Source organism: Microbispora sp. ATCC PTA-5024 (genome assembly GCF_000511135.2).
Classification (GTDB): domain Bacteria; phylum Actinomycetota; class Actinomycetes; order Streptosporangiales; family Streptosporangiaceae; genus Microbispora; species Microbispora corallina.
Map to the genome: position 1 here is coordinate 300,602 of NZ_KI866524.1, position 19,681 is coordinate 320,282.

Consider the following 19,681-nt stretch of genomic DNA (forward strand, 5'->3'; position numbering starts at 1 on the left):
GGGTGCCCGCCGTCCCACCGGGCGACCTCCCCGGCCACGTGCCACATGGCCTCCTCCCCCAGCGGCACCTCCTCCGACAGGGCCACCCCGCGCAGGGCGGCGAACGCACGGCCGATCGGGGTGCCCTCGGCCCACCCCGGCTCGGGCCCGGCGGGCAGCCCCTCCAGCAGCGGGAGCGCGTCCCCCGCGACGGCCCCGCGTCGTACGGCCCGGGACATGGCGCGGCCGCCGACCCTGCGCACGAGCCGTGACCGCTGCAGCCCGCCCGGGAGGAAGTCGTCGGTCAGCAGGGCCGACACCATGCGGTTGACGAAGTGGAACGCCAGCGCCGTCCCGACGTACTCGGCGGCCGCGCCGGGCGGGAACGGCGCGGGCGCGGCCGGCCCCGCGACCGCCCCGCTGGTGGCCTGAGCCCAGGCGAGCAGCCGGGCGTGCTCCGGCGAGCCGGGCGTCTCCCCGCGGGCGATCGTCTCCGCGAGCCCGTGGTCGCCCGTTGCGTGCAGGAGCACGGTGTGCGCGTCCACACAGAACGGGCACCTGTTGGCCAGCGACACCCCTGTCGCCACCACCTCCTTCCCGATGCGGGGGGCCGTCCCGGCCAGCAGAGACTCCCGCAGCGCCGCCCAGGCGGCCACGAGCACGTCGGGCGCCGGGGACAGCGTCATGAACAGCGGCATCCGGGCCAGTCCGAAGTCGCGGGCCATCTGCCCGTAGACCTCGGCGACCGGCCCGGACGCCGCCTCCCGGGCCACCGGGACGACGTATCGGAAGGGCGTCGGCATGGCTTCTCCTTCGGTTTCGTGTGCTCAGCGTCGATGGTCGCGGTCCGGGCGCCGCCGTGTCGTCGTACGGGCGGAGGCGGCGGCCGCTGCTCCCCCCGCGGACGGCGGGCCGGGCGTACTCCCCCGGGAGTAGGGCCGGAGCGGTCTCCCGGGAGGAGGTGGCGGGCGGGCGGTGCGGGCTACCCTGCCGGTATGGACGCTGATCGCAGGTGGCGCGGATACCTTCCCGACGCGGCGCTCGCGGCCGCGGTGGGCGGAGCGCTGCTGGGCGGCATCGTGCTGGCACCGGTCGGTGCGGCCCCGGGCCCGCTGGAGTACCTCGCGCTGCTGGCCGGGACCCTCGCCGTGGTCGCCTGGCGGCGGGCCCCGCTGCCCGCCCTGGCGGTGGCCACGGCCTGCATGCTGGCGTTCTCGGCCCGGGTGCACCCCGAGACGTCGGCCGCGTTCCCGGTGCTCATCACCGCGTACTCCGTCGCCCGGGACGGCCGCCGGATCGCGGCGGCGGGCGCGAGCGCCCTGTTCCTGGGCGGCACGCTGCTGGCCGACCTGTCGGCCGCGGGGACGGGCGACCCGCGGGCGGTGGTCCAGCGCGCCGTGCTGCTGGTCGGCTGGTTCGTCGCCGCCAACGTGGGCGGCGTCGTCTCCCGGCAGCGGCAGGCGTACCTGCGGCAGGCCGAGGAGCGCGCCGCCGAGGCCGAGCGGACGCGCGAGGAGGCGGCGCTGCGGCGGGCGGGCGAGGAGCGGCTGCGGATCGCCCGCGAGCTGCACGACTCCCTCACCCACTGCATCTCGATCATCAAGGTGCAGGCCGGGGTGGCGGTCCACCTGGCCCGCAAACGCGGCGAGGACGTCCCGCCCGCGCTGCTCGCGATCCAGGAGGCGAGCGGCGACGCGATGCGCGAGCTGAGGGCGACGCTGGAGGTGCTGCGCGACCCGGGCGAGGAGGCGTCCAACGGCGTCGGCCGGATCGGCGAGCTGGCCGACCGGGCGCGGGCCGCGGGCGTGCCCGTCTCCCTGGACGTCTCCGGCGACCGGCGGGACCTGCCGGACGAGGTCGACCGGGCGGCCTACCGGATCGTCCAGGAGGCGCTCACCAACGTGGCCAGGCACGCGGGACCCGCCGCCTCGGCCGCGGTCGGGGTCGAGTACGGGCCCGGCGTGCTGACCGTGCGGGTGGACGACGACGGGCGGGCGGCCCCGGACGGCCCGCCGGTCCCCGGGGTGGGGCTGACCGGCATGCGCGAACGGGTCGCCGCGCTGGGCGGCCGCCTGTCCGCCGGGCCGCGTCCCGGCGGCGGCTTCTCCGTCGAGGCCGAGCTCCCCCTGTCGCCGGCGCCGGGCCTCGCGCCCACGACCGCCACCGCACACCCCTCGCCGGCCTCAGCCGCGCACCCCGCACACGCCACCGCGCAGCCCGCGACGGCGGCCACGCACGGCGGGCACACCGCGACCACGGCCACGGCAGCCGGCACGCCCGCGACCACCGCCGCACTCGCGGACGACGAGCACCGTGCGGACGACGAGCACAGTGAGGACGACGAGCACCGTGCGCCCGCGACGGCCTCCGCCGCGGCGGGCGGGCCCGGCGCGGTCCCGGCGCCCGGTCGCGCCGGGCGACGGGACGGCGGGGGTGCGGGGTGATCCGCGTTCTGCTGGTCGACGACCAGACGCTCATACGGGCCGGGTTCCGGGCGCTGCTCGACGCCGAGGAGGACATCGAGGTGGTCGGCGACGCCGGTGACGGGCGCCAGGGGGTGGCGCTGGCCGGGCGGCACGTGCCGGACGTCGCCCTCGTCGACGTGCAGATGCCGGTGATGGACGGCATCGAGGCCACCCGCCAGATCGCGGCCGACCCGCGGCTCGCCGGCGTCCGCGTGGTGATCCTGACGAACTACGGGCTGGACGAGTACGTCTTCGCGGCGCTGCGGGCGGGCGCGAGCGGGTTCCTGCTCAAGGACACCGAGCCGGCCGAGCTGATCCAGGCGGTGCACGTCGCGGCCCGGGGCGACGCCCTGCTGTCGCCGGCGATCACCCGCAGGCTCATCAGCGAGTACGTCTCCCGGCCGCCGGACTCCGTCCCTGTCGAAGCGCTGGGCGCGCTCACCAACCGCGAACGGGAGGTGGTCGCCCTGGTCGCCCGCGGCCTCACCAACGACGAGATCGCGGCGCAGATGGTGATCAGCCCGTTCACCGCGAAGACGCACGTCAGCAGGGCGATGACCAAGCTCGGCGCGCGGGACAGGGCCCAGCTCGTGGTCTTCGCCTACGAGTCGGGGCTGGTCGTCCCCCGCGACACGCCGCGCTGACCTCCCGGCGGCCGGTGATGGCGCCTCCGGGACGACGGCGGCGGCGCGGCCGTCTCAGCTCGCGCTGCGGAAGCCGTCCCCGGCCGGCTTGCCGGTCAGGAGCTCGCCGAACAGCCGCTCCCACTGGGGCATCACGATCTCGGGGTCGTACTCGGCGGCCGTGACGGCGGCGGCCGAGCCCAGGCGCACCCGGGTCTCCCGCTCCGCCATCAGCCGGCCGAGGGCCTCCGCGAGCGCGTCGACGTCCTCGGGCGGCACGAGGAGGCCGTCGATCCCGTCGGTCAGCACGTCACCCGGGCCGGTCGGGCAGTCGAAGGCGGCGACCGGCAGGGCGTGCGCCATCGCCTCGATCATCACCATCGGCAGCCCCTCGAAGCGGGAGCTGAGGGCGTAGACGGACGCCCTGGCCAGCTCCTCATGCAGGCGCGGGCTACGTCCCATCAGCGCGATTCGGTCGCCGAGCCCCTGCCGGTCGGCGAGCGCGGTCAGCTCGTGCTTCTTCGGGCCGGTGCCGAAGATGCGCAGCCGCCACCCGGGATGGCGCCGCGCCGCCGCCGCGAAGGCCGGGATCAGCAGGTCGAACCCCTTCTGCGCGACCAGCCGGCCGGCCGCGACCACGACCTTGTGCTCCTGCCGGGACGGGACGCGGCCGGCCCTGTCGACGGCGTTGGGGATGCGCACGACGGGGGTGTCCGGAAGCAGCCGCTGGTAGTCGCGGCGATCCGTCCCGGTCAGCACGGCGACCGCGTCGAACGCGCCGTAGTGCCGCACGATCTCGCGGCGCAGCGTCTCCGGGTACGCGTTGAGGTTCATGTGCTCCTGGGCCACCCGCACCACACCGGAGGGGGCCCGGCGGGCGGAGATCAGGTTCAGGGCGGGGCGCGTGGTGACGAGGATCCCGTCGTCGAGCGAGGAGACGTAGTCGATGACCGCCTTCTCCACCCGTTCGGTGAAGTAGGCGGCCGCGAACTCGCCGTACGGGACGATCTTGCCGCGCACCCGGCGCCACACCTTGCGGCCGAGGGAGTCGGTCAGGACGCCCTCCCGCTGGTCGACGAGGGTGGACAGGGCCACCGAGCGGTCGAGCCGGAACTGCGGGCGGTCCCGCCTGCGGATCACGCTCACGATCTCCACGTCGTGGCCGAGCGCGGCCATCGCGTTCGCCTGGCTCACCACGGTGCGGATGGTGCCGCCCATGCCGTACGCGTGGAGCAGCAGGTAGCGGATCCTCACGAGCCCTCGCCTCCGGGCAGGTAGCCCCAGCTGCGGCACATGGGCCTCAGGAGGTCCGGTATCCCGCCGGGGTCGGGCAGGTCCCGGCCGGGCTGCACGCTGCCGGACCGGATCTTGTCCTTCCAGTCGCCGAGCCCCTTCTGCAGCACGCCCTGGTCGCCGTACCGCAGCATGCCGGGCTCCCAGGCGACGCCGAGGAAGTCGCAGATCGAGCGGACCGTCTTCTCGGGCTCCGCCGTCAGGTCCTCGTACCGGACGGTGAGGCCGGTCAGCGCCGTGCGCGCCCGCTGCACCGCCTTCATGTAGCGCAGCGCATCGGCGGCGGCCTCCTCACGGGTGCGCCGCTCCCCGCCGGCCTCGTACCAGGAGGCGGCGATCGAGGCCGGGTGCCGCAGCAGGAAGACGTACCGCGCGTCCGGCCAGCAGGCGGCGATCCGCGCGTACGCGAAGGCGTTGGCGGGGGTCTTGTCGACGATGGTCCGCTTGCCGCTGCGCACGAGCTCCCGGTGGAGGACCCGGTCCCACAGCAGGTGTTCCAGGTCGGCCCGGTTGTGGCCGAGCGCCGTCATTGCCTTCTCGGCCAGAGGGGTGCCGTACCCCACGGTCAGGCGGCGGACGTGCAGCTCGTGCGGGGCGTGCAGCTCGGAGTGGGCGTTGAGGACGGCCCGCAGCAGCGTGGAGCCCGACCGCACCGGGGACATGACGAACACGGGAGCAACGAGCAGCCGGTCGGCCCGCGGGTCGGCCGGCGGGCGGACCAGGTCCTCGTCGGCGGGGCCGGAGAACGAAACGGGATTGCTCCCTTTCTCCACCCGTTTTACCTGGATACCGGCATACCTGCTCAGTGCGCCGTTCATCCTCCGCTGCCAGGTCATGCCGCTTCACGCTACGCCCGCTTCCAGGGAAAAGCCTGGGAACGCCGGTCCGTGCGGCCCGCCTCGGCGGGGGCGGGCGGGAGTGAGGGCCGCCCCGACACGCGCCCCTCGCCGCACGGCACCCACCTCGGGCGCCTGCTGCTGCCCGGGGGTCTGGAGGCCGAGCCGGTGATTACCCTTATGGACGCCCGGCCGGTCGAGCCGACAGGAAACTTTCACCGAGCATTTAGTCGCGGACGGCGGCACGCACGCCCTCGCCGGGGTAGAAGCACCAGGTAAAGATGGACAGAACACATCGCTGCCGGTGTTACTCGGTCAATACGTGCGAACGGCTTACCGGGTGACTTGACTAGGGGTACCCCTGTGCGCATTCTGGGGTGGGCGCCGCCGGACCCCTATTCGCCGCCGAATACGTCCGCCCGGACCCGCGCTCCATGGACGAGGCCCGGCACGACAGCGACGACGCTGCCCATCGGTGCTGCAGCACGGTTCGGAGGGACGCCTGCCGCGTCCGCCCGGCCGCGACGGCGAAGGCCGTGCGGGCCGGGACGACGGACCGCGGGACGACGGGAAAAGCGATGGTTTTACACCGGCCTTACTGAGATGCCGAAGAATCCTTCGGAAATGGCCTGAAACGGCGGAACGCCGCGATCGATCCGGCGCTTCTCACGCCCTCCATCCTTATTCCCGCACGTCCGGCCACGCTTTCCGGCGACGGCGCCGATCGCGCGGCCATACCGTTTCGCGCATGCTCCGCTTCGCGCGGGCACCCCGCCACATCTGAAAGACCACGAGGTGAAAGACATGAAATTCGACCACATCAGCGGGCCGGTGCTGTCACTGTTCAGAATGGTGACCGGCCTGCTGTTCCTGTGCCACGGGGTGTCGTCGGTGTTCGGCGTCCTGGGCGGGAACCGCGGCACCGGCCACGCCATCCCGTTCGGCACCTGGCCCGGGTGGTGGGCCGCCCTGATCCAGGTGATCTTCGGCGCGCTCGTCATGATCGGCCTGTTCTCGCGGGTCGCGGCGCTCATCTCCTCCGGCTCGATGGCGTACGCGTACTTCGTCGTGCACCAGCCGCAGGGCCTGCTGCCGCTGCTGAACGGCGGCGAGCTCGCGGTGCTGTTCTGCTGGTCGTTCTTCCTGGTGGCCGTGCTCGGCCCCGGGACCTGGGCGCTGGACGCCGTCCTCCACCGCACCCGCGGGGAGGACGCGTACACGCCCGCGGCCGCCGCGCCCAACCTGCAGGGCACCTGAGCACCGCGCCCCTCCCGGCCGCCGGCCGGGAGGGGCGCCGCGGCCAGGCGCCGTCATGCCTGCCGCGCCGCCAGGTAGGCGGGCCAGCTCGCGTACGCGGTGATGTCGCGGGCCGACGCGACCGCGTACGACTCGCAGAGGAAGCCGTGGACGCGGCGGCCGTCGGCGAGCTCCAGCGTGCCGAGCCCGAGCGGGGCGGGGATGCTGACGAGCAGCTCCCCCAGCGCGGCGGGGGCGAGCTCGTGCAGCTCGACCTCCACCGCCCCGCCGCCGGCCTCCCTGACCAGCCCCGGCCGGTCGCCGAGGTCGTACATCCGGTAGACCGGGGCCGTCCGCGTGACGCCGGCGCACGCGGCGCCGAGCGCCGCCAGGTGCGGATGGAGCGGCTGGCCGGTGCGGTGCGCGCCCACGACCGCGAGCAGGACCCGTCCGCCCGTCCCGGCTTCGGCCGTCCCGCTCACCGCGGGCGGCTCGTACGGCACCTCGGCGGGCCCGTCGAGCCTCTCGCCGGTGAAGCCGGCCGCGAGACCGGCGAGGAGGCCGTCGGCGCCCGCCGGAGCGAGGAACGTCACCCCGTGCGGCCGCCCGGACGTGGTCAGGCCGCCCGGGACGGCGACGGCGGCGAGGTCGAGCAGGTTCGCGAAGGTCGTGTAGCGACCGAGGACCGAGTTGCGGCCGACGGGGTCCTCCGCCATCTCGGCCAGCGTGAAGGTGGTCGGCACGGTCGGCACCGCGAGCGCGTCGATATCCGCCCACACGGGTGCGACGGCCGCGCGCAACTCCTGGAGCCGCCGCAGGCCCCGGAAGACGTCGACCCCGCTGACCCCCTCCCCCGTGCTCAGCACCTCACGGGTGACCGGATGCAGGTCGTGGGGGTGCCGCCGGACGAAGTCGCCCACGCCGGCGAGCCGCTCGGCCACCCACGGCCCCTCGTACAGCAGGCTCCCCGCCGCGAGGAAGGGCGTCAGGTCGACGGGCACGGTCGTGTGACCGAGCTGTTCGAGCCGTTCGACCACCCCGGCGAACGCCGCCTCCGCCGGCCCGTCCCCGTGGAACCCGGCCGCCCGGGGGACGCCGACCCGCCGCGGGCCGCTCCCGGGACGGCCGAGGGGCAGCGCCCGCGACCAGGGGTCGTCCGGGTGCGGCCCGGCGATCAGCCGCAGGACCGCCAGCGCGTCGCCGACCGAGGCCGCGAACACGCTGGCGCAGTCGAGCGAGGCGCAGGCCGGCAGGATGCCGAGGCTCGGGACCAGGCCGCGCGAGGGCTTCAGCCCGACCGTGCCGGTCAGCGCGGCGGGCACGCGGCCCGATCCCGCCGTGTCGGTCCCGATCGCGAACGGCACCAGGCCGGCCGCCACCGCCACGGCCGACCCCGACGACGAGCCGCCGGAGATGAGCCCGGGGACCAGCGGCGACTCGCACGCTCCGTACGGGCTGCGCGAGCCGGACAGCCCGGTGGCGAACTGGTCGAGGTTCGTCTTCCCGACGAGCAGCGCCCCGGCCGCGAGCAGGCGCTCCACCAGCGGCGCGGTCCTGCCGGGCCGGTAGGCGAACGCCGGGCAGGCGGCCGTGGTCGGCATGCCGGCGACGTCGATGTTGTCCTTGACCGCGAACGGCACGCCGTACAGCGGCAGCGCGGGGTCGAGCCGGGCGAGGTCGGCCTGGACGTCGGCCTCCTGCCGCAGCGTGATCCAGACGCCGTCGTCCCCCCGCTCCTTGATCCTCCGGTACGTCTCCGCCACCACGTCGGACGGCCTGATGACGCCGGTGCGGTAGCCGCCGCGCAGGTCAGCGAACACCGGCACCGGCTCCGAGGGCGGACAGCAGGGCGCTCGACGGGGCGACCGCGCCGAACACGCCGCCCTGCATGGTCACCATCTTCAGCGCCGCCTCGTAGTTGCCCTTGTCGGTGGCGCCCGTGCAGTCGGACAGCAGCAGGCACTCGTACCCGCGGTCGTTGGCCTCGCGCATGGTGGTGTGCACGCAGACGTCGGTGGTGATCCCGGTCAGCAGCAGGTGGGTGACGCCGCGGGTGCGCAGCAGCAGGTCGAGGTCGGTGGCGTAGAACGCCCCCTTGCCCGGCTTGTCGACGACGAGCTCGCCCTCGACGGGCGCCACCTCGGGCACGATCTCCCATCCCGGCTCGCCCCGCACCAGGATGCGGCCGCAGGGGCCGGCCGTGCCGATCCCGGCGCCGATCCGGGCCGAGCGCCACAGCTTGTTGGGCGGGCAGTCGGCCAGGTCGGGCCGGTGGCCCTCCCGGGTGTGCACGACGAGCACGCCCGCCTCCCGGCAGGCCCGCAGCACCCGCGCCGTCGGCTCCAGGCCCGCCCGCGTGAGGGACAGGTCGTAGCCCATCATGTCCACGTACCCGCCGGGGCCGCAGAAGTCGACCTGCCAGTCCACGCAGATCAGGGCCGTGGTCGCGGGGTCCAGCCCGCCGTCGTACGGCCAGGGGTACGGCTCCGCCTCGATAACCGGAAATCTCATGACAGCTCCCTAAGCAGGGCGGTACTCGAGCCGACCGCGCCGAAGATCCCGCCGGACATCTCGATCATGGACAGGGCGGCCCGGCCGAGGGACGCGTCCGCGACGGCGCAGGCGTCGGACAGCAGCAGGCACTCGTACCCCCGGTCGTTGGCCGAGCGCATGGTGGAGTGCACCCCCAGTTCGAGGCAGCAGCCGGACAGCAGGAGCAGGTCGCGGCCGGCCGCCCGCAGCAGTTCGTCGAGCGGGCAGCCGTGGAACCCGTCCCAGCCCGCGGCGCGGGCCTCCAGGTCCGCGGCGTCCCCGCCGTCCTCCACTGCCGCGGGATCGCCGAAGGGGGCCGCCGCTGTGAGGCCGGCGGACGGGCTGAGCGGGGGCCGGACCCGCACCCGCACCACGAGGCCGCCCGCCTTCCGCACGGCCCCGGCGACCTGCCCGGCCACCTCTCCCGCGGCGGCCGCGGACGGTCCGCCGGGCGGTGACGGGCAGGTCACGGCCAGCAGCGCCAGCCGCCGGGGGTCCAGCGACCCGTGCCAGGGCCAGGGGTAGGGCGTGGAGATCATGACTTCGGCAGGCTTCCGACGACGCCCTCCACGAAGTAGTCGATCTTCTCGATCGTCTCGTAGTCGGGGGTCGTGCCGTCCGGGATGCGCACCTTGCCCTCCTGGTCGCGCACCGGCCCGGCGAACGGGGACCCGTTCTTCAGCGTGTCCTTGGCGGCCTCGATGAGCCGGCGGGTCTTGTCGTCCACCAGCGGCCCGTACGGCGACTGGACGAACGGGTTGTCGCCGGTCTTGTAGCCGACCCGGAAGTTGCCGTTGTACTTGGACCCGGTGAACGTGCCGCCGAGGGCCGTGCGGACGATGTCGGAGTAGAGCGGCCCCCAGTTCCACTGCGAGCCGGTGAGCCAGCCCTTGGGCGCGATGGAGGAGGCGTCCGCGTGGTAGCCGACCGTCATCGCGCCCGCCGCCTCGGTGGCCTTGATGACGGTGGCCGTGCAGTCCTGGTGCTGGGTGATGACGTCGACGCCCTGCTTGAGCAGGTTCGCCGCGGCCTCGGCCTGCTTGGCCGGGTCGCACCAGCTCGACGTGTTCACGGCGTACGTCTTCACGGACGGGTTCACCGACCGGGCGCCGAGCTCGAAGGCGTCGATGTTGTCGATCGTCTGGCTGATGGGGAAGGCGTAGACGTACCCGAGCTTGCCGGTCTTCGTCGCCCGGCCGGCCGCGATGCCCGCGAGGTAGACGGGCTCGTAGACGGTGCCGAAGAACGTGCCGGCGTTCGGCGGGGCGCTGCCGGTGATGAGGTTGCCCTGCTGGACGACCACGACGTCGGGGTGCTCGGCGGCCACCTTGAGGGCGGCGTCGAGGTGGCCGTACGACGTGGCGAAGACGATCTTCGCGCCCTTGGCGATCATGCTGTTCATGACCCGGGCGGCGTTGTCGTCCTCGGGGACGTTCTCGGCGGTGATGACCTTGAGGTTCGGGAAGGCCTTGGCCACCTCCTGGCTGCCCTGGTAGGCGGCCTGGTTGTAGCCGTAGTCGTCCTTCGGGCCGACGAAGATGAAGCCGACGGCGGTCGAGCCCTTCCCGGGGACGACGGTCCCGCCCGAGGCGGAGGTGGCGGTGCCGGCGGTGTTGGCCGAGCAGGCGGTGGCCAGGACGGCGAGCGCCGCACCGGCGATGATCTTACGCATGGGGGTCTCCCGGCTGGGCTTCTAGCGGGCGAAGACGCGGCGCAGTTCCTCGGGGGCGGCGCGCAGCGTGCGCCGGCCGAGGACCGCGAGGATCACGAGCGTGATGACGAAGGGCAGCGCGTCGAGCGCGAACTGGTTGAGCGACTGGCCCCGGGCCTGCAGCGCGGGCGCCACGGCGAGCGCGGCCCCGAAGAGGTAGGACCCGGCCACCACCCACAGGGGGCGCCAGGCGGCGAAGATGACGAGGGCGACCGCGATGAACCCCCGGCCCGCGGTCATGCCCTCGAACCAGGCGTGGGCGTAGGCGGTGGACAGCTGGGCGCCCCCGAGGCCGGCGAGCGCGGCCCCGGCGGTGACGGCGACGGTCCGGATGAGGCCAGGGGAGTAGCCGTGCACGTGGAGCACGTCGGCCCGCTCCCCGGCGGTCCGGACGAGCAGCCCGGCCTTGGTGCGGTTCAGCGCGAACCACAGCAGGGGCGCGGCGACGAAGGTCAGGTACGTCACCGGGTCGTGCCGGAACAGGATCTCCCCGATCACGGGGATGTCGCCGAGGACGGGCAGCGGCACGGGGTCGAACCCGGGGGCCGCCTTCCCGACGTACGCGGCGCCGAAGAGGGAGGTCAGCCCGAGCCCGAGGAACATCAGGGTCAGGCCGGTCGCGAACTGGTCGGCCCGCCGCCACACGACGGCGACGGCGTGGACCAGCCCGAGCAGCGCGCCCGCCAGCGCCCCGGCGAGCAGGCCCAGCCAGGGGTTGCCGGTCTCGGCGGCGACGGCGTACCCGCCGAGGGCCCCCACCAGCATGCATCCCTCGGTGCCGAGGTTCACGACGCCGGCGCGCTCGGCCAGCGTCTCCCCCAACGCGGCGAACATGATCGCGGTCCCGCCGCGCACGCCTCCGGTGAGCACGTCAACGATGAGCACGGCGACTCCATCCAAGGACGGCGAGCAGGACGAGGCCCATGAGGACGTTGACGGTCGCGGCCGGCAGCCCGCTGTCGAGCTGGAGGCTGTCGCCCGCCACCGTCACGGCGGCCAGCAGGAACGCCGCGCCCACCGTGGGCAGCGGCCGGTGCCGGGCGAGCCAGGCCGCGAGGAACGCGACGTACCCGACGTTCGTCGTCAGGCCGGGCCGCAGCTTGAACTCCACGCCGGCCAGGTGGACGACTCCGGCGAGCCCGGCGAGCGCGCCGCCGAGCAGCATCGCGACGAGGATGAGCCGGGCCACCGGCAGCCCCGCCCGCCGGGCCGCCTCCGGGTTGCCGCCCACGACCGACACCTTGAACCCGAACGACGTGGCGCGCAGCACGAGCCACACCGCCACGGCGGCCACCAGGGCGACGACGATGCCCATGTGGATCGCGGTCCCGCTGAGCAGCGGCAGCCGCGCGGCCACCTCCAGCGGCCGGGTGGCCGGCTGGCCCGAGCCGTGCCGGTCCTTCCAGGGCTCGTAGATGAGGTAGAGCATCACGTCGAGCGCGATGTAGTTCAGCAGCAGCGTGGTCACGGCCTCGTTGACGCCGACGGCCAGCCGCAGCGCCGCCGCGACGCCGGCCCACAGGGCCCCTCCGGCCGCCCCGGCGAGCAGCATGAGCGGCAGCGCCGCCGGGCCGTGGACGACCAGGCCGACCCCGGCCCCGGCCACCGCGCCGATCACGACCTGGCCTTCGCCGCCGACGTTCGTCAGCCCGGCGCGGGCCGGGAGCACGACCGCCATGGCCGCGAGGATCAGGGGGGTCGCCTTGACGACGATCTGCTCCAGGCTCGCCCCGGTGAAGGCCGAGGCCACCATGTCTCCCAGCGCCGTCACCGGGTCGGCGCCCTTGGCCAGCAGCAGCACGCAGAAGATCGCGACGGCCCCGGCGAGCGCGCCGGCCCAGCGGCCGGCCGTCCGGAGGGCGGTTCCGGTCCGGTGCGCGGGGGCCCGCTCCGCGGGCCTCGCCAGTGTGGCGGTCATGCCTCCCCTCCCGCCCGGCCGCCCAGCATCAGGCGGCCGATCTCCTGCCGGTCGGCGCCGCGCGCCTCCACGACCCCCGCCAGCTCCCCGTTGTGGAGCACGGCGATCCGGTCGCTGATCGAGACGAGCTCGTCGAGGTCCTCGGAGACCACCAGCACCCCCGCCCCGGCGGCGGCCCGCGCGAGAAGCAGTTCCTGGGTACGGCGGGTGGTGGCGACGTCCAGGCCGCGGCTCGGGTACGCCGCGACCACGAGCACCGTGTCGTCCCGGCCGAGCGCCCGCGTCAGCATGACCCGTTGCACGTTGCCTCCGGACAGCTCGGCCACCCGGCGGTGCCCGGCCGCCATCTCCAGGCCGACCGCGGCGTCGAGGCCGCGGGCGATCCCGGCGACGCGCCGCCAGTCGACGTTGAACCGCCGCCGGGGCACCTCGGGCAGGCCGAGCGCCACGTGCTCGACCACGGTCAGGCCCGGGACGACGGCGTCGGCGAGCGGGTCCTCCGGCACCTCCGCGACGCCCCCCGCCTGCCGGGCGCCGGTGAGCGGGGTCCCGGCCACGGTCACCGCCCCGGTGGCCGCCGGGCGCAGGCCGCAGGCCACCTCGCACAGCTCGCGCTGCCCGCTGCCGGCCACCCCGGCGACCCCGACCACCTCGCCGGGCATCACGTCGAGGGTGACGTCGCGCAGGCGGAGCACGCCGCTGTCGCCGTACACGCCGACCTGGCGGAGCGAGAGGGCGGGGGCGCCGCCGGGCGCCGGGGCGGGCCGGTCGGCGGGGAGCGGCGGGACGGCCCGCCCGACCATGGCCTCGACCAGCTCGGCGTCGGTGTACGCCCCGGGGTCGGCCCCGCCGAGGACGACCCGGCCGCCGCGCAGCACGGTGACCCGGTCGGCGACGGCCCTGACCTCGTTCAGCTTGTGGGTGACGATGATGACGCCGTAGCCCAGGTCGCGCAGCCGCCGGACGACCTGGAAGAGCGCCGCCACCTCCTGCGGCGCGAGCACGCTCGTCGGCTCGTCGAGGATGACGACCCGCGAGCCCGCGATCAGCACCTTGAGGATCTCGGCCCGCTGGCGCTCCCCGATCGACAGGTGGGCGACCTTGGCCAGGGGGTCCACGGCCAGGCCGTACTCCTCGGCGGCGGCCGCGACGCGCCGGGCGAGCGCGTCGAGGCGGAGCCTGCCGGGGAGCGCGAGGGCGACGTTCTCCGCCACGGTCAGCGCCGGGACCAGGCGCATGTCCTGGAAGACCATGCCGATCCCGAGGGATCTGGCGGCGGCCGGGCTGGCGACGCGGACGGGGGTGCCGTCGATGGCGAGCTCGCCCGAGTCGGGCCGGTGCACGCCGTAGATGAGCTTGAGAAGGGTGCTCTTGCCCGCGCCGTTCTCCCCGACGAGCGCGTGCACCTCCCCGGGAAGGACGTCCAGGTCGACGCCGTCGTTGGCGACGACCTCGCCGAACGTCCGGGTCAGCCCCCGGGCGGCGAGCAGGGGATGTCTAGTGGGAGCCTCGGTCAACGTCATGGCGCCTGCCTCGGTTGAGGGCCATCTGAGTGATCGCGCGAGCGGCCCTGCGCTCGACGACGTCCATCGACTCCCCGACGTGCCGCCGCATCGCGGTCAGGGCGTCCTCCAGGCGCCCCGCCAGGACCTCCTCGGCGATCTCCAGGTGCTGGAGGATCGTCAGCGTGATCCGGTCGGCGGTCAGGAAGTCGTACATGCGCACCGCCCGGATCCGCGCGTTGACGGACGCGAGGGTGCTGGTCAGGACCGCGTTCCCCGAGGCGCGGCTCATCGTGACGTGGAAGTCCTCGTCCATCACCACGAACTGCGGGTCGGGCTCGGGCTGGTCGTCCCGCATCGCCCGCCACTGGTCCCGCAGCGGTTCGAGGATCGCCGGGTCGTGGCCGCGGACACCGGTGTCCAGGGCACGGGCGATCCCCCTCAGTTCGAGGGTGATCCGCAGCTCGTAGAGATCGCGCAGGTCGGTGAGGTCGGGCTGGGCGACGTAGTAGCCGCCGTCCTCGCCCCGCTCCACCAGGCCGTCGGACAGCAGGCGGACCAGCGCCTCGCGCACCGGGGTCCTGGAGACCCCCAGCAGCGACGCGAGCCGCTCCTCCACCAGGCGGGACCGGATCGCGAACTCGCCGATCATCAGGCGGCGGCGAAGCTCGCCGTAGACCTGGTCACGACGCAGCCGCGTCCTCGTGTCCGGCCCTGTAGCCGGTCCTGTATACAGCCCCGCATCCACGCTCAGGACGGTAGGCAGGGCGCGTTTCGCCCCATGGCGGGCCGCGTTAATTCGCCGTGGCGTGGCCCTCACAGGAGTCGTACGGAGACGGGGAGACCCTCTCCAAGAATTTCTCCGTGGTCGTGTCCTCCCGGCCGCTCCCCGATCGACGCGTCGGTGTGAGAGCCGGGCGGACCGCCCGGACGCCGACGTAAGGGAGCTTGACGATGCTGCTCGAGAACAAGAACGCGATCATCTACGGGGCCGGGGGCGCGATCGGGGGCGGCGTCGCCCGGACGTTCGCCAGGGAGGGGGCGCGGGTCTTCCTCGCCGGCCGCGCCCGCGCGAGCCTCGACCGGGTGGCCCAGGACATCGTCGCCTCGGGCGGCCGCGCCGAGGTGGCCGTGCTGGACGCGACCGACGAGCGGGCCGTGCGGGAGCACGCCGCCTCGGTCGCCGCGGCCGGCGGGATCGACGTCTCCCTCAACCTCGTCACCCGCGGGGACGTCCAGGGCGTCCCGTTGACCGAGTTGTCCGCCGACGACTTCCTGCGCCCGGTCGTCACCGGCCTGACGGCCGCCTTCATCACGGCCACCGCGGCCGCCCGGCACATGGTCGAGCAGGGGTCGGGGGTCATCCTGGCGCTGGACAGCGGCTCCGCCGTCGGGAGCCCGATGATGGGCGGCACGGGGCCGGCCGACGCGGCGACCGACGTGTTCGTCCGCAACCTGGCGGCCGAGGTCGGCCCCCGGGGCGTGCGCGTCCTCGGCCTGTGGGCGGCGGGGGTGCCGGAGACCCTGTCGCCGGAGAAGCTCGCCGCGGTCAACGGCGGTCTCGCGCTCGACGAGGTCGCGTTCCGGGGGCTGCTCGACAACCTCGCCTCGATGCGGATGCTGCGCCGCTCCCCCAGTCTCCAGGAGGTGGCCGACACGGCGGCGTTCCTCGCCTCCGACCGGGCCGGCGGGATCACCGCCACCTTCGTCAACGTCACCGGCGGCATCTTCCCGAGCTGACGACCCGCCGCCCGCCCCCCGTACCCGGCCGCGCAGGACCGGCGTACGGGGACGGCGGACGAGGAATAACCGCTCCTCCGTCGCGTTAGTGTGGTTGAAATTTCAACGGACGAGGGACAGTGGCACGATGCAGTTCGGGATCTTCACAGTGGGCGACGTCACGCCGGACCCCACCACGGGCAGGACGCCCAGCGAGCACGAGCGGATCACGGCCATGGTGACGATCGCGCTCAAGGCGGAGGAGGTGGGGCTCGACGTCTTCGCGACCGGCGAGCACCACAACCCGCCGTTCGTGCCGTCGTCGCCGACGACGATGCTCGGCTACATCGCGGCGCGGACCGAGCGGCTCGTGCTGTCGACGGCGACCACCCTGATCACGACGAACGACCCCGTCAAGATCGCCGAGGACTTCGCGATGCTGCAGCACCTGGCCGGCGGGCGGGTGGACCTGATGCTGGGCCGCGGCAACACCGGGCCGGTCTACCCCTGGTTCGGGCAGGACATCCGTACGGGCATCCCGCTGGCGGTCGAGAACTACGCGCTGCTGCACCGCCTGTGGCGCGAGGACGTCGTCGACTGGGAGGGCCGGTTCCGCACCCCGCTGCAGGGCTTCACCTCGACGCCCCGCCCGCTCGACGGTGTCCCGCCGTTCGTGTGGCACGGCTCGATCCGCAGCCCCGAGATCGCCGAGCAGGCCGCCTACTACGGCGACGGGTTCTTCGCCAACAACATCTTCTGGCCGAAGGAGCACTTCCAGCGCCTGATCAGCCTGTATCGGGAGCGGTACGCCCACTACGGCCACGGCACGCCCGAGCAGGCCGTCGTCGGCCTGGGCGGCCAGGTGTTCATGCGGAAGAACTCCCAGGACGCCGTACGGGAGTTCCGGCCGTACTTCGACAACGCCCCCGTGTACGGGCACGGCCCGTCGCTGGAGGACTTCATGGAGCAGACCCCGCTGACCGTGGGCAGCCCGCAGCAGGTCATCGACCGGACGCTCGCGTTCCGCGAGTCGTTCGGCGACTACCAGCGGCAGCTGTTCCTGATGGACCACGCCGGCCTGCCGCTGAAGACCGTGCTGGAGCAGCTCGACATCCTCGGCGAGGAGGTCGTGCCGGTGCTGCGCAGGGAGTTCGCGCGCGACCGGCCCGACACGGTGCCCGACGCCCCCACGCACGCGGCCCTGGTCGCGCGGCGCGCGGCCGAGTCCGCCGCCGCCGGCTCCTGAGGAGGGAGACCTCATGACAGCCCTCAGGCTCGTCGCCGTGTCGGCCGGTCTCGGCCGCCCCTCCTCGAGCCGCCTGCTCGCCGACCGGCTGACCGAGGCGGTCCGGCGGCGGCTGCCCGGCGAGGCCGCCGTACGCGTGATCGAGCTGCGCGACCTCGCCGCCGACATCGCGAACGCCATGGTCACGGGCTTCCCCTCGCCGCGACTGCGGGAGGCGATCGAGGCCGTGACGGAGGCGGACGGCCTGATCGCCGTCACGCCCGTCTTCACGGCGTCCTACAGCGGCCTGTTCAAGTCGTTCTTCGACGTGGTCGAGGAGGGCGCGCTCGCGGGCATGCCCGTGGTCGTCGCGGCGACGGGCGGCACGGCGCGCCACTCGCTGGTCCTCGACCACGCGCTGCGGCCCCTGTTCGCCTACCTGCGGGCCGTGGTGGCGCCGACGGGCGTGTACGCCGCCTCGGAGGACTGGGGCGGAACCGGGGACGCCGCCACCGGCCCCCTCTCCGAGCGCGTCGCCCGGGCCGGGGAGGAGCTGGCCGCGCTCATGCCGGCGCGGGCCGCCCGGCCCCGGCCCGCCGACGAGGTGGTCCCGTTCGAGCAGCGCCTCGCGGAGCTGCGGCCGTAGCCGGTCACGAATTACGATCATTGCCGCGAATCGCCCCCCGGCGCGGGCGCGACTGCCAAGATTGCTGTGAATCGACGGCCTCGCACCGAGGAGAGGGTCCGTGACCGAAAGCTCCGCGCCCGCCACGCCTCCGGGGATCGACACCACGGTCTCCCATTCGCCGCGCATCTGGAACTACTGGCTGGGCGGCAAGGACAACTACGAGATCGACCGCACGATCGGCGACCAGTTCCGTGGGATCTTCCCCGACATCGTGGACATCGCCCGCAGCTCCCGCGGCTTCCTCAAGCGGTCGGTGGAGTACATGGTCCACGAGGCGGGGATCCGGCAGTTCCTCGACATCGGCACGGGCCTGCCCACGGTGGACAACACGCACGAGGTCGCCCAGCGGGCCGCCCCCGACGCGCGCGTGGTCTACGTCGACAACGACCCGATGGTGCTGGCGCACGCCCGCGCCCTGCTCGTCAGCGCCCCCGAGGGCGTGACCGAGTACATCGACGCCGACCTGCGGGAGCCGGAGAAGATCCTGGAGGCCGCGGCGCGCACCACGCTCGACCTCGACAGGCCCGTCGGCCTGATGCTGCTGAACATCCTCGGCCACATCCCCGACCACGAGGAGGCGCGGTCGATCGCGGCCCGGCTCCTCGACGGCCTGCCCTCCGGCAGCCACCTCGCGGTCGCCGACGGCACCAACGTGATCCGCGGCCCGGAGTTCGACGCGGCCATCGCGATCTGGAACCAGAGCGGCTCGCTGCCGTACACGCTGCGGACGCCCGAGCAGATCACCCGGTACTTCGACGGCCTCGACATCGTCGAGCCCGGCGTCGTGTCCTGCCCGCTGTGGCGGCCGGGCGCCGTCGACGTCGGCTCGGTCCGCGAGGTCGACGAGTTCTGCGGCGTCGGCCGCAAGCCCTGACCCGGTCCCGTCCCGGAACGGCCGCGGACGGGCGTTGACCGAGTGGATCTTTTCGCGGACGCTGCTTGAGGCGTCCCCAGCGAAGGAGAGTCCATGGCCCACATCGCCCTCACCACCGACGAGCCCGGCATCCGCGGCCTGTTCCGGTTCCGCCCCGAGACCGCCCGCCCGCTGAACGAGCTGGTGGAGGTGCTGCTGCGCGGGGAGAGCACGCTGTCGCGCGGGGAGCGCGAGCTCATCGCGGCCTACGTGTCCGCGCTGAACGAGTGCACGTACTGCTACTCCTCCCACGCCGCGTACGCCGCGGCCCAGCTGCCGGAGGGGATGGAGCTGGTCGAGCAGGTGCGGGCGGGCCTGGACGCCGCGCCCGTCTCGGCCAGGCTGCGGGCCCTGCTCGGCATCGCCGCGTCCGTGCAGCGGGGCGGGCGGGAGGTGTCCGCCGACGAGGTGGCCGCGGCCCGCGCCGAGGGCGCCACCGACGTCGAGATCCACGACACCGTGCTGATCGCCGCGGCGTTCTGCATGTTCAACCGGTACGTGGACGGCCTGGGCACGTTCGCCCCCGACGACCCCGGGGTCTACGCGGCCCGGGCGAAGCGGATCGCCGAGGACGGCTACCTGGCCCTGCTCCGTGAGTCCCAGAATGGGTCCCAGGAGCGGTCCGAGGTGTGAGTCCGGTCAGCCGGCCCGTCCCGGCGGGCCGGCGTCCCGCACCATGGCGGCCGCCTGGACGCGGCTGGTCACGCCGAGCTTGCGCAGGATGTTGGACACGTGGACGCCCGCCGTCCCGGCGCTGATGTGCAGTTCCCTGGCGATCTCACGGTTGGTCATGCCGCGGCTCACCAGCCGGAGGACGGCCAGCTCCCGGCCCGTCAGGCCGTACGCGTCGAACGGCTCCGGCCCTCCGGCCGGCGGCTCCTCCCCGCCGGCCTCGACGGCGGCGTCGGCCATCTCGTCGAGGGTCATCGTCTCGCCGCCCCGCCACGCGTCGGCGAAGGCCCGCGCGCCCAGCGCCGCGTGCAGGGCCTCCACGCACGCGGTCAGCGCGGGCCGCTCGGCGGGCGGGACCGGCGCGCCCAG

At 74.3% G+C, this 19,681-nt stretch carries 20 protein-coding genes; 8 read left to right on the forward strand and 12 right to left on the reverse strand.

The features are described 5' to 3' along the window. Window positions 1–782: carboxymuconolactone decarboxylase family protein (locus MPTA5024_RS22110; protein WP_051458506.1), on the reverse strand; the 782-nt coding region annotated here is incomplete at its 3' end. Between the two features lie 192 nt (window positions 783–974). Between MPTA5024_RS22110 and MPTA5024_RS22115 the strand changes: the two genes are divergently transcribed. Both MPTA5024_RS22115 and MPTA5024_RS22120 read left to right on the forward strand, forming a co-directional pair. Beyond that, window positions 975–2,423 carry a sensor histidine kinase gene (locus MPTA5024_RS22115; RefSeq protein WP_063794747.1) on the forward strand — a complete coding sequence of 483 codons (1,449 nt, stop codon included), beginning with the start codon at window positions 975–977 and terminating at the stop codon, window positions 2,421–2,423. Then, complete coding sequence (locus tag MPTA5024_RS22120) at window positions 2,420–3,088, forward strand: response regulator (protein WP_036327584.1); 669 nt, start codon at window positions 2,420–2,422, stop codon at window positions 3,086–3,088. Before MPTA5024_RS22115 ends, MPTA5024_RS22120 begins: the two co-directional genes overlap by 4 nt. A 54-nt stretch (window positions 3,089–3,142) precedes the next feature. On the opposite strand, the gene MPTA5024_RS22125 is transcribed toward MPTA5024_RS22120, so the two are convergent. Both MPTA5024_RS22125 and MPTA5024_RS22130 read right to left on the reverse strand, forming a co-directional pair. After that, window positions 3,143–4,321, reverse strand: coding sequence for a glycosyltransferase family 4 protein (locus MPTA5024_RS22125; RefSeq protein ID WP_036327585.1), 1,179 nt, complete (start codon window positions 4,319–4,321; stop codon window positions 3,143–3,145). After that, a complete protein-coding gene (locus MPTA5024_RS22130; RefSeq protein ID WP_036327586.1) occupies window positions 4,318–5,196 on the reverse strand; it encodes a sulfotransferase family protein in 879 nt (292 codons plus the stop codon). Before MPTA5024_RS22130 ends, MPTA5024_RS22125 begins: the two co-directional genes overlap by 4 nt. Window positions 5,197–6,000: 804 nt before the next feature. Here MPTA5024_RS22130 and MPTA5024_RS22135 point away from each other — a divergent pair. Further along, entirely contained in the window at window positions 6,001–6,453 is a 453-nt protein-coding gene (locus MPTA5024_RS22135; protein WP_036327587.1) for a DoxX family protein, read from the forward strand. 53 nt (window positions 6,454–6,506) lie between these two features. Here the strand turns inward: MPTA5024_RS22135 and atzF are convergent, their stop codons facing one another. From atzF to MPTA5024_RS22175, 8 genes are read right to left on the reverse strand one after another with little or no spacing between them, the layout of a single operon-like run. Then, window positions 6,507–8,258 carry an allophanate hydrolase gene (gene atzF, locus MPTA5024_RS22140; RefSeq protein WP_051458507.1) on the reverse strand — a complete coding sequence of 584 codons (1,752 nt, stop codon included), beginning with the start codon at window positions 8,256–8,258 and terminating at the stop codon, window positions 6,507–6,509. Next, window positions 8,242–8,943: a biuret amidohydrolase gene (gene biuH / locus MPTA5024_RS22145; protein ID WP_036327590.1), complete on the reverse strand. Its 702-nt coding sequence runs from the start codon at window positions 8,941–8,943 to the stop codon at window positions 8,242–8,244. The genes atzF and biuH overlap by 17 nt, the downstream gene beginning before the upstream one ends. Beyond that, complete coding sequence (locus MPTA5024_RS22150; RefSeq protein WP_036327592.1) at window positions 8,940–9,503, reverse strand: isochorismatase family protein; 564 nt, start codon at window positions 9,501–9,503, stop codon at window positions 8,940–8,942. The genes biuH and MPTA5024_RS22150 overlap by 4 nt, the downstream gene beginning before the upstream one ends. Further along, window positions 9,500–10,636, reverse strand: coding sequence for a BMP family ABC transporter substrate-binding protein (locus MPTA5024_RS22155; protein WP_036327594.1), 1,137 nt, complete (start codon window positions 10,634–10,636; stop codon window positions 9,500–9,502). The genes MPTA5024_RS22150 and MPTA5024_RS22155 overlap by 4 nt, the downstream gene beginning before the upstream one ends. A 21-nt stretch (window positions 10,637–10,657) precedes the next feature. Then, window positions 10,658–11,560 (reverse strand): ABC transporter permease, encoded by a 903-nt coding sequence (locus MPTA5024_RS22160; protein ID WP_036327596.1) that lies wholly within the window; start codon window positions 11,558–11,560, stop codon window positions 10,658–10,660. Further along, window positions 11,547–12,593, reverse strand: a complete 1,047-nt coding sequence (locus MPTA5024_RS22165; RefSeq protein ID WP_036327597.1) for an ABC transporter permease — start codon at window positions 12,591–12,593, stop codon at window positions 11,547–11,549. Before MPTA5024_RS22165 ends, MPTA5024_RS22160 begins: the two co-directional genes overlap by 14 nt. Then, window positions 12,590–14,116: an ABC transporter ATP-binding protein gene (locus tag MPTA5024_RS22170; protein WP_036327598.1), complete on the reverse strand. Its 1,527-nt coding sequence runs from the start codon at window positions 14,114–14,116 to the stop codon at window positions 12,590–12,592. The genes MPTA5024_RS22165 and MPTA5024_RS22170 overlap by 4 nt, the downstream gene beginning before the upstream one ends. Further along, complete coding sequence (locus MPTA5024_RS22175; RefSeq protein ID WP_157099645.1) at window positions 14,091–14,843, reverse strand: GntR family transcriptional regulator; 753 nt, start codon at window positions 14,841–14,843, stop codon at window positions 14,091–14,093. Before MPTA5024_RS22175 ends, MPTA5024_RS22170 begins: the two co-directional genes overlap by 26 nt. Window positions 14,844–15,049: 206 nt before the next feature. On the opposite strand from MPTA5024_RS22175, the gene MPTA5024_RS22180 reads away from it, so the two are divergent. The 5 genes from MPTA5024_RS22180 to MPTA5024_RS22200 all read left to right on the forward strand — a co-directional run bounded on the left by MPTA5024_RS22180 (window position 15,050) and on the right by MPTA5024_RS22200 (window position 19,273). Next, complete coding sequence (locus MPTA5024_RS22180; RefSeq protein ID WP_036327604.1) at window positions 15,050–15,835, forward strand: SDR family NAD(P)-dependent oxidoreductase; 786 nt, start codon at window positions 15,050–15,052, stop codon at window positions 15,833–15,835. A gap of 127 nt (window positions 15,836–15,962) precedes the next feature. Then, entirely contained in the window at window positions 15,963–17,060 is a 1,098-nt protein-coding gene (locus tag MPTA5024_RS22185) for an LLM class flavin-dependent oxidoreductase (RefSeq protein ID WP_036327611.1), read from the forward strand. 13 nt (window positions 17,061–17,073) lie between these two features. Beyond that, complete coding sequence (locus MPTA5024_RS22190) at window positions 17,074–17,685, forward strand: FMN reductase (RefSeq protein ID WP_036327614.1); 612 nt, start codon at window positions 17,074–17,076, stop codon at window positions 17,683–17,685. 100 nt (window positions 17,686–17,785) lie between these two features. Further along, complete coding sequence (locus tag MPTA5024_RS22195; protein WP_036327616.1) at window positions 17,786–18,601, forward strand: SAM-dependent methyltransferase; 816 nt, start codon at window positions 17,786–17,788, stop codon at window positions 18,599–18,601. A 93-nt stretch (window positions 18,602–18,694) separates the two neighbouring features. Then, a complete protein-coding gene (locus tag MPTA5024_RS22200) occupies window positions 18,695–19,273 on the forward strand; it encodes a carboxymuconolactone decarboxylase family protein (RefSeq protein ID WP_036327619.1) in 579 nt (192 codons plus the stop codon). A 6-nt stretch (window positions 19,274–19,279) separates the two neighbouring features. Here the strand turns inward: MPTA5024_RS22200 and MPTA5024_RS22205 are convergent. Further along, window positions 19,280–19,681, reverse strand: a 402-nt coding sequence (locus MPTA5024_RS22205; RefSeq protein ID WP_036327621.1) for a helix-turn-helix transcriptional regulator, incomplete at its 5' end; no start/stop codon positions are given.

What these genes read in the sequence shown, in the direction of transcription:
- MPTA5024_RS22165 (WP_036327597.1), bottom strand. Translation starts at nt 12,593, where the DNA reads ATGACCGCCACACTGGCGAGGCCCGCGGAGCGGGCCCCCGCGCACCGG.
- MPTA5024_RS22150 (WP_036327592.1), bottom strand. Translation starts at nt 9,503, where the DNA reads ATGATCTCCACGCCCTACCCCTGGCCCTGGCACGGGTCGCTGGACCCC.
- MPTA5024_RS22130 (WP_036327586.1), bottom strand. Translation starts at nt 5,196, where the DNA reads ATGACCTGGCAGCGGAGGATGAACGGCGCACTGAGCAGGTATGCCGGT.
- MPTA5024_RS22200 (WP_036327619.1), top strand. Translation starts at nt 18,695, where the DNA reads ATGGCCCACATCGCCCTCACCACCGACGAGCCCGGCATCCGCGGCCTG.
- MPTA5024_RS22190 (WP_036327614.1), top strand. Translation starts at nt 17,074, where the DNA reads ATGACAGCCCTCAGGCTCGTCGCCGTGTCGGCCGGTCTCGGCCGCCCC.
- MPTA5024_RS22170 (WP_036327598.1), bottom strand. Translation starts at nt 14,116, where the DNA reads ATGACGTTGACCGAGGCTCCCACTAGACATCCCCTGCTCGCCGCCCGG.
- MPTA5024_RS22155 (WP_036327594.1), bottom strand. Translation starts at nt 10,636, where the DNA reads ATGCGTAAGATCATCGCCGGTGCGGCGCTCGCCGTCCTGGCCACCGCC.
- biuH (WP_036327590.1), bottom strand. Translation starts at nt 8,943, where the DNA reads ATGAGATTTCCGGTTATCGAGGCGGAGCCGTACCCCTGGCCGTACGAC.
- MPTA5024_RS22185 (WP_036327611.1), top strand. Translation starts at nt 15,963, where the DNA reads ATGCAGTTCGGGATCTTCACAGTGGGCGACGTCACGCCGGACCCCACC.
- MPTA5024_RS22135 (WP_036327587.1), top strand. Translation starts at nt 6,001, where the DNA reads ATGAAATTCGACCACATCAGCGGGCCGGTGCTGTCACTGTTCAGAATG.
- MPTA5024_RS22180 (WP_036327604.1), top strand. Translation starts at nt 15,050, where the DNA reads ATGCTGCTCGAGAACAAGAACGCGATCATCTACGGGGCCGGGGGCGCG.
- MPTA5024_RS22115 (WP_063794747.1), top strand. Translation starts at nt 975, where the DNA reads ATGGACGCTGATCGCAGGTGGCGCGGATACCTTCCCGACGCGGCGCTC.